The following is an 8,869-nucleotide window of genomic DNA, read 5'->3' as shown; positions in this document are numbered from 1 at the left end:
GTGCGGCGGGTGTTTGCACCGGGTGTTGGCTCAGGCCCCCCATTTTTTTGGGGGCCCCCCCCCCCCCCCGCGGCCCCACCCCCCCCCGCCACAGGTTCAGCGTCACTTTTGGGATTGGTAGCGAAGTTCCTCCAACTCACGACCGCCCCGAGCAAGGGTGCGGCTTGATTCGGGCTGCGCTATCCATCCTGCATTTTGGTAAAAGCGCACTGCACGCCGGTTTTCAGCCAGCACCCACAACGTCGCCGTCTCCAGGCCCAGGCTCGCGAGATGCTCCAGCCCCCTGAGCCACAGCGCCCCGCCCACCCCCGTTCCCCAATGCTCGGCCAGCACATACACCGCCTGCACTTCACCGGTTACGCCTGGATCAGCATCCTCATCACGACTCGAGCTGACAACAATCCAGCCCACCACACGCCCCTCGACCTGCGCGACAAACACAGCTTCGCTCCCCTGCTCAATCGACTGCCGCCAAAAGGCTTCACGCCGAGGCTGCGTCGCCTCCAGCGAAGCCAGGTAATCCGCCGGCATCAGTTCACGATAAGCCTGCTGCCAACTGCGAATATGCACCCAGGCAATGTCACCTGCGTCCTCGATACGTGCTGCACGAATCATCCAATTCCCTCTGCGCGTTTTGCATAAATCGCCGAGCCCGCCTGGGGCGACAGCCTGCGATAGACCAGCCCCGACAAGGCACACAGCAATCCGGCACCCGCCATGATCCAGGCGATATCACTCTGCTCGACCGTGGCATGCCCGCGCACGGCCATGATCAAACCGAGCAGCCCCGCCGCGATGCCCACCGATAAACTCAACGTCAACTGAATGGTCATCGCCGACAGGCTGCTGGCGCGGCTGGATTGCTCCGGTGGCACGTCGGCATAGGTCAACGCCCCCAGGGTGCTGAATTGCAGCGAACGAATGATCCCGCTGCCAAATAACACCAGTATTACAATCCAGTAAGGCGTTGATACCTCGAACAGGCTGCACGCCAGGATGGTTGCACCGGTGAGCACCGCATTGCCGATCAAGGTGCGCCGGAAACCGAAGCGGCTGACAATCCGCACCGCCAGCATTTTCATCAGCAACGCACCCACGCCACCGGCCACGCTCAGCAGCCCCGCCTGCAACGGGTTAAGCCCGAAACACAGCTGGAACAGCAACACCAGCAAAAACGGCTGTGACGCGCTGCCGATGCGCATCAGGTTGCCGCCCCAGAAGCTCACCGCGAAGGTCGGGATTTTCAACAATGAAAAATCGATCAACGGGTACGCCGTCCGCCGTGCATGCAGGACATACAGCCAGGCACTCAACAGCCCGCCGCCAATCAGCAGCAACGCCCACTGGCGCGGCAACAGGCCGTGGCCCAGCACCTCGAAACCGAACACCAGCCCGCCCAATGCCACGCCGCTGAGCAACAGGCCGGGAACGTCCAATGGCTGGCCGGGTGTCCCGGAATAGTCCGGGATATAGCGCAGCACCAGGATCACCCCAAACACGCCGATCGGCAGGTTGATCAGGAAGATCCAGTGCCACGACAGCACCGTCACCAACAGCCCCCCCAACGGTGGGCCCAGCAGCGGCCCCACCAGCGCCGCGACTGTCAGGTACGACATGGCACGCAGCAGGTTTTCCCGCGCCGACCAGCGCAACAGGATCACCTGCCCCACCGGCACCATCATCGCGCCCGAAGCCCCCTGGGCCAAACGCGCCAGGGACAACTGCAGCAACGAGCCCGAGCAGGCACAGGCCACCGACGCGAGGGTGAACAGCACGATGGCGCTGATAAACACCCGACGCGGCCCGAACCGGTCGGCCGCCCAGCCGCTGACCGGCACGAACAGCGCCACCGCCAGCAGGTACAGCGACACCACCAGGTTCATGCGCACGCTGGGCTCGCCGAAATCCTGGGCCATCTGCGGCAGCGCCGTGAGCACCGCCGTGGCGTCGATCAATTCCATGAACAGCGCACAGCCGATGATCATCGGCACCCGGCGCGCGTGCCCGGTGCCCACCTCGCCCAAGGGGTGTGAAAGGTCGAGGGCTTTGTTCAAAACAGCCCCGATGTCGGAGGCGGCGTGCCCTTGAGTTGCCAGGCGCCCACGGCTGCGGCTTTCCAGTGCCGGGGATTGTGGTTGGCCACGGTGCGCGCGTTGCGCCAGTGCCGGTCCAGGTTATGCGCGCGGCCGGTGGTGGAAGCGCCACCCACGTCGAACACCAGCTCGGCGGCCTTGAGCGCCGACTCCGCCGCGATGTATTGCGCCTGGGCCACGTCCACTGCCGCCTGGTCGACGGCCACCGCATCAAGGTCCGCAGCCCAGGCGCGGTCAATGGAGTCCGCCGCGTGCAACACCACCGCTTCGGCGGTAAAAGCCCGGGCTGAAACGTCGCCCACGCTCAGTTCCACGTACGGGTCATCCACCGAGCGCGTGGCGCTGCTGTGCTTGATCGGCCGCGCATGCTCCTTGGCAAAGGTCACCGCATCATTCAGGGCATTACGCGCAATACCAGCCTGCACCGCCGCGAGGAACACTTGCAGGAACGGCGTGACAATCGTGCGCTTGCCTTCCTCGACGGTGCGGGTGCGGATCTCGCTGGCCAACACCTGCACATCATGCAGATGGGTGGTGCCACTGGCGGTCAGGCGCTGACCCATGGCGTCGAAATCATCCAGCAACTCCAGGCCCTGACGGTCGCGGGGCAGGATGAACGACACGGGCTGGTCATTCTCGTCCAGGGCGACGGCGCTGACCCAATCGGCATACAACGAACCGGTGCTGTAGTACTTGCTGCCGCAAGCGCGAAAGTGCTCGCCGTCACGCACGATGCGCGCACTGATCGAACCGTTGGCACCGCCGACTTCCCAGCCGGCATTGCCGATCACGGCGCCTTGCAGGTAGCGCCCGAACCAGCGCTCGCGCTCCTCCTCCGCCCCCTCGGCGCGGGACGCCAGCAGGCCTTCGACAAACCCGAAACCGGGGCGCAGCGCCTGGGCCACGTTGGAGTCGGCCGAGGCGATGCGAATCAGCAAGGCAATCACGTCCTTGACCGAACCACCGGCGCCGCCAAACCGCTTGGGAATCCGCACGGTAAACAACCCGGCCTGGGCGATCTGCGCCACGGCCTCATACGGCAGTTGGCGGTCACGCTCACGTTGCGCAGCGCCGGCGGCAATCTGCGGCAGGATGCGGTCGGCACGGGCGTTCAGTTCGGCCACCGTCACAACCGGCGGCGTGGGTACAGCAGACAACTTGCTCATGGCACTTCCTTGATTCAGGTCTAGATGGCGATTTTCCACAGGCGCGATTCATCAAACAGCCAGCCGGGGTTTTCCGGCTCCAGGGCCGGCACCACCAACTGCGTGCCGCTGCCGGGCAGGCGTGGCACCGCGCCCAGCAGGCGCCGGGTGTATTCGTGCTGGGGCGATTCAAACAACGTCTCGACGCTGGCGCTTTCCACCACCTGGCCGTGGCGCATCACCAGCACCTCGTCGCTGACGTGGCGGATCACCCCGAGGTCGTGGGAGATAAACAGGTAGGCCAGGCCCAGCGAGGCTTGCAGGTCAGCCAGCAAATCCAGGACCTGGGCCTGCACCGACACGTCCATCGCCGACACCGGCTCGTCACAGATAATCACCTTGGGGTTGCTGGCAATCGCCCGGGCAATCGCCACGCGCTGGCGCTGCCCGCCCGACAGTTGCAACGGTCGGCGCTCGGCCAATTGCGGCGCCAGGCGTACCTGGTCGAGCAACTGTGTCACGCGGGCCGCCTGTTGCTCGGCGTCGATACCGGCAACGTCCAGCGCATCACTGAGGATCTGCCCCACCGTCCAGCGCGGGTCGAACGAACTCAGCGGGTCCTGATAGATCACGCTGATATCCCGGCGATGCACACGGCGGGTCTTTTCCTCGACCCGCTCGGTACCTGCCGCGGCCCATGGCTGGTCGAGAAAACGCACCTCACCGGCATCCGGTTGCAGCAAGCCGAGGGCGATGCGTGCCACGGTGGTTTTGCCGGAGCCGGATTCACCGACGATGCCCAGGGTGCGACCGGCGCGCAGCTCGAAGCTGACGTTATCCACCACCTGGCGCGACTGTTGATCGGGGCCGACATACCGCTTGCCCAGCCCGGAGGCCTTGAGCAACACCGGCGAATCCGCGCCCGGCCGTGGTTGCGCCACAGCGTTGCTGCGCTCCGGCGACAGGCGTGTGCCACGGGCATGTTCGGCGGGCACCGCATCCAGCAGCGAGCGGGTGTAGGCGTGGCGCGGGTTGAGCAGCACCTGATCCATCGGCCCCTGCTCCACCACTTCGCCGTGGCGCAGCACCAGCACCTCATCCGCCAATTGCGCGACCACTGCCAGGTCATGGCTGATGATCAGCAGCGAATCGCCACGGGCCTTGATCTGCTGCAATACCTGCAGGATCTGCGCCTGCACCGTGGCATCCAGCGCCGTGGTCGGTTCATCGGCAATCACCAGGCCGGGGTTCAATGCCAGTGCGCTGGCAATCAGCGCACGCTGGCGCAGGCCGCCGGAGAGTTGATCGGGGCGCTGGCGCGCACGCAGTTGCGGTTCGGGTACGCCCACCAGTTCCAGCAGTTCAATGACGCGTTCGCCACGGCTGCGACGGTCGCCCCAACGATGGGTCTCCAGCACTTCGAGAATTTCCTTGCCCACCGGCCGCAACGGGTCGAGGGACACCAGTGCATCCTGCAACACGAAGCCGATGCCATTGCCACGCAAACGACGCCAGCCGCGTTCCGACAGGCTGAGCAAATCCACACCGTCATAGCTCAAGGTGCGCGCCGTAACCTTCGCGCCCGCACCCGCCAGGCCAATCAGGCTGCGGGCGGTGACGCTTTTACCGGAGCCGGATTCGCCCACCAGCGCCAGGGTCTTGCCAGGCTCCAGGGTGAAAGACAGATTGCGCACCACCGACTGCCCGGCAAACTCGATGGACAGCCCTTCAACGATCAAGCGTTTCTGGTCGCTCATGAAAGACGGCCCTCCAGGCGTTGTTGCAGGTAACGGCCAGTGACCGTGGTCGACAGCGTGGTCAATACGATGAACAGCCCGGGGAAGAACGTCAGCCACCAGGCGTTGGCGATGAAGTCGCGGCCCATGGACAACATGGTCCCCCACTCCGGTGCCGGCGGACGGGCGCCCAGGCCGAGAAAACTCAGGGCCGAGGCCCAGACAATCGCCTGGCCCACGCCCATGGTCAGGGTCACGATCAACGGGCGCATGGCGTTCGGCAGCAACTGGCGCAGGATGATGCGCAGCGGCGGATGCCCGAGGGCGCGGGCGGCTTCGATATAGCCCGCGTTGCGCACCGCCAGCACCTGGCCACGGACCATCCGCGCATAACCCGGCGCACTGCCCAGCCCGGTGGCGACGATCAGCGGGCCGATGCCGCTGCCGAAAATAGCCACGAACAACAGCGCCAGGATCAGGCTCGGAAACGCAAACAGCACTTCCAGCAACCAGCCCACGCCGCGGTCCACCCGCGCGCCGCCCAGCCCGCCCAACAGGCCAAGCACAATGGCGATGGTCATCGCAATCGCCGTGGCTGCCAGGCCGATGAACAACGACTGGCGGGTGCCATGGATCACCCGCGAAAAAATATCCCGCCCCGACTGATCGGTGCCGAACCAGTGGCTCAGGCTCGGCGAATGAAACGCATCGCGGGGCACGATGGCCAGCGGGTCGCTGTAGGCGAACAACTGCGGCACCAGCGCCGCGACGATCACCAGCAACAGAAAGGTAATCGCCAACAGCGGGCCGAGGCGCAGCGTGCGAGTGGTGCGCTGAATCCGCAGCGCGGGCAGCGGTGTTTCCAGAGTCAGGCCACTCATGCTGGAAGCTCCTGTTGGCGAGGGTCGACCCACAGGTACAGCAGGTCGACCAGGATATTGGCGAGCACGTAACCGGCGGCGACCACCAGGCTGATACCGATGGTCAGCGGCAGGTCCTGGGCCTGCACTGCCTGGTACAACTGGCGGCCGAGGCCCTTGCGGGAAAAAATCACTTCGATCACCACGGCGCCGCTGATCAACGCGCCGATGGCCCAGCCCGACAGCGAGATGCCCGGCAACACGGCGTGGCGCAACGCGTGTTTGAAGCGCACGCTGAAGTCACTCAGGCCACGGGTGCGGGCGGTCAGGATGAAGGGTTGGTCGAGGGTCAAATCCAGGGATTCGCGGGTGACCTGGGCGATAAAGCCGGCCAGCGGAATCGCCAGGGCGAACGACGGCAACACCAGGGTGCGCCAGCCATCACTGCCTGCCGGCGGGAACAGCCGCAGGCCGAACGCAAACACCGCCAGCAGCAGAATCCCCAGCCAGAAGTGCGGCAGCGCGGCGGCCAGGGTTTCCGCGAGCGAGGCCAGGCTGGCCACCCAGCGGCGGCGCCCGGCGGTCAGCACCGTCAGCGCCAGCACCAGGACCCAGGCCAGGGCGAGCGAGGTCAGGGTCAGCTCCAGGGTCGGCCAGGATTGCTCGGCGAGCACTCGGGTCACCGGCAGGTGCTGGGAATAGGAAACCCCCAGGTCACCCTGCACCAGTCGCCCGAGGTACAACGCGTATTGCACCGCCAATGGTTTGTCGAGGCCGTACTCGCGGGTGGCTTCGGCGATGGTCTCGGGGGTGGGGTTGCCGCTCGGGCCGCCGAGGATCGCCTGCACCGGATCGCCGGGCATCAGGCGCAAGGCAAAGAACGTCAGCGTGGCCACCGCCCAGAGCACCAGCACGCCGCCGGCAAGGCGCCACAGCGCACGTTTGCCGAGCCGGGCCAGGCGCTCGCGCCGTGGGTTGGCAAGTGATGTGTCGCTCATTTGTTCACCCATGCGTCATAGAGATAAGTCACCGCCAGCGACGGCTCCAGCCGCACGCCCTGGGTGGTCTTGTAGATACCCAGCCGCGTGCTTTGCGGGTAGGTGGTCAATTGCAGGTACTGGCTGGAAGCGATTTTCTGCGCCTGGTAATACAGCGCCCGGCGCTGCTCGCTGTCCTGGGTGGTGAGGGCTTGCCGGATCAGCGTGTCGAACGCCGGGTCACTGAAGCCTGCGGTGTTCTGGTGGTAACCACCGACACCCGCCGGGCTGATGAACTCACTGCCGAAGATGATCCGCAGCACGTCGGCGGTGTTGGTGTTCCAGTAGCCGAGGCGAATGTCGTAGTCCCAGTCGGCCTGGCGTTTGGTGGCCTGCACGTCACTCATCTGGTCGACGATCAGCTCGAAGCCGACCTGCCGGGTGGTGGCCTGCACCTGTTCCCACAAGGTGTATTCCGACGGTGGCGTGCGGTTGCCCATCACCACATGGACTTGCAGGCGCTTGCCGTCCTTGGTGCGGTAGCCCTCGCTGTCGCGCTGGGTCCAGCCGGACTGGTCGAGTAACTGAGCAGCCCGGGCCGGGTCGTAATCCTGGGCGTGCTGGAACTCCGGGCTGTAGAAGCGCGTGGCTGGGCTCAGCGGCCCGCCGGCGCGGGGGAATTCGTTGAAGTACACGCTCTTCAACGCGCCTTCGATGTCGGAGCTGCGCACGAAGGCTTCGCGCACTCGCACGTCATCGAACGGCGCACGGGTGATGTTCAGCGTGCCGTTGGTGGGGTTGCCGGGGCGTTGGGCGATCACCAGGGTCAGGTCCGGGTTGCGTCGAGCGGCCTCGTGGGATTCGGGCGGCAACGCTTCGATCACGTCGACCTCGCCAGCCTGCAACGAGGCGAAGCGCACGGAAGGTTCCTGGATGAACTTCCAGACGATCCGGTCGAGCCAGGCCGGGCCCTGGTGCTTGGCGGTGGGTGGTGCCCAGTTGTAGTCGGGGTTGCGCACCAGCTCGACCTGGCTTTGCCGGTCCCAGCGCACGACCTTGAACGGGCCGCTGCCGACCGGGCTTTCGCAGTTCTCGTCGCGGGAGCGCAGCAGTGCGGTGGGGGACTCGATGCCGAGGAAGCCTTGGGCGAGGACTTCAAGAAAGGCCGCGTACGGCGTAGCCAGATGCACCACTGCGGTGTATTCGTCGAGCACGTCGGTGCTGCGGTATTGGCGGATGTAGCCGCCTGCGGTGCTGGATTGGGTCTTGGGGTTGGCCATGTGGTCGAGGTTGGCCTTGACGGCGGCGGCGTTGAACGGGGTGCCGTCGGTGAAGTGCACGTCGTTGCGCAGGTGGAAGGTGTAGGTCAGGCCGTCGGGGGAGACTTCCCAGGTCTTGGCGAGCCAGGGGCCGATGCGGCCGTCGGCGTCCATCGAGACCAGGGAGTCGAGGTACTGCTGGGCGACGAACACCTGGGGCATGTCGCCGGCCACGTGGGGGTCGAGGCAGGTGGGTTCGCGGTCGGTGGCGTACACGAGGGTGCCGCCCTTTACCGGCTGGTCACTGCGTGTGACGGTGGAGCTGCCTTGGCCACAGCCCAGGAGCAGGCCGCAGAGTGTGGCGGTGCCGATAAGGAGCAACGGGCTGGATCGTCGCGGGTAAGGGGCGGGTTCTTGCATGATGGGTCAGGCCTAAAGTCCGGGAACTGGGTCATTGCACAAGGCATGCCGGGTTTTTGGGGCTGTAAACAGGGGGGATTGGAGGGTTGGGGGATTGCTGAAAACGACAATGTGTGTGGGAAGTGTTGGTCAGGCAACAGCTCGGCCTTGGGGGGGCGTGAGGTTTGAGTACATATCCGTTGCTGCGGTAACGGCGGCTATTGGTTCCGCTCTTACAGCGGCTCACTTTTGAACAGCGCAAAAGTAAGCAAAACGCTCTTGCCCCACCACTCGGCACCTCGCCCAGGCTCGGTGTGCCCTCACTCCGGCTTTGGACCGTGGGCCGCCGCGATGGGCCATCCTTGGCCCAGCGCGGCTAACCCGGCGTCCTGCCGGGTTA

7 protein-coding genes are annotated in these 8,869 nt (G+C 65.6%); all 7 read right to left on the bottom strand.

Going from position 1 to position 8,869, the window contains the following annotated elements:
* Positions 1 to 102 precede the first annotated feature (102 nt).
* From ACIOMR_RS28585 to ACIOMR_RS28555, 7 genes are read right to left on the bottom strand one after another with little or no spacing between them, the layout of a single operon-like run.
* On the bottom strand, positions 103 to 615 hold the full coding sequence (locus tag ACIOMR_RS28585; protein ID WP_401197735.1) for a GNAT family N-acetyltransferase: 513 nt from the start codon (positions 613 to 615) through the stop codon (positions 103 to 105).
* Positions 612 to 2,054, bottom strand: a complete 1,443-nt coding sequence (locus ACIOMR_RS28580; protein ID WP_401197732.1) for an MFS transporter — start codon at positions 2,052 to 2,054, stop codon at positions 612 to 614. Before ACIOMR_RS28580 ends, ACIOMR_RS28585 begins: the two co-directional genes overlap by 4 nt.
* A complete protein-coding gene (locus ACIOMR_RS28575; protein WP_008431174.1) occupies positions 2,051 to 3,259 on the bottom strand; it encodes an acyl-CoA dehydrogenase family protein in 1,209 nt (402 codons plus the stop codon). The genes ACIOMR_RS28580 and ACIOMR_RS28575 overlap by 4 nt, the downstream gene beginning before the upstream one ends.
* Positions 3,260 to 3,279: 20 nt before the next feature.
* Positions 3,280 to 4,995, bottom strand: coding sequence for a dipeptide ABC transporter ATP-binding protein (locus tag ACIOMR_RS28570; RefSeq protein ID WP_401197729.1), 1,716 nt, complete (start codon positions 4,993 to 4,995; stop codon positions 3,280 to 3,282).
* A complete protein-coding gene (locus ACIOMR_RS28565) occupies positions 4,992 to 5,855 on the bottom strand; it encodes an ABC transporter permease (protein WP_087694968.1) in 864 nt (287 codons plus the stop codon). The genes ACIOMR_RS28570 and ACIOMR_RS28565 overlap by 4 nt, the downstream gene beginning before the upstream one ends.
* The gene (locus ACIOMR_RS28560) at positions 5,852 to 6,832 is read right to left on the bottom strand and encodes an ABC transporter permease (protein WP_087694971.1); all 981 of its coding nucleotides are present in this window, start codon (positions 6,830 to 6,832) and stop codon (positions 5,852 to 5,854) included. Before ACIOMR_RS28560 ends, ACIOMR_RS28565 begins: the two co-directional genes overlap by 4 nt.
* Complete coding sequence (locus tag ACIOMR_RS28555) at positions 6,829 to 8,490, bottom strand: ABC transporter substrate-binding protein (protein ID WP_401197725.1); 1,662 nt, start codon at positions 8,488 to 8,490, stop codon at positions 6,829 to 6,831. The genes ACIOMR_RS28560 and ACIOMR_RS28555 overlap by 4 nt, the downstream gene beginning before the upstream one ends.
* Positions 8,491 to 8,869: the final 379 nt, after the last annotated feature.

It is taken from the genome of Pseudomonas sp. NPDC087814, assembly GCF_044742865.1.
Classification (GTDB): domain Bacteria; phylum Pseudomonadota; class Gammaproteobacteria; order Pseudomonadales; family Pseudomonadaceae; genus Aquipseudomonas.
Note: the sequence above shows the minus strand (reverse complement) of the source record. Positions and strands in the feature narration are given on the sequence as shown.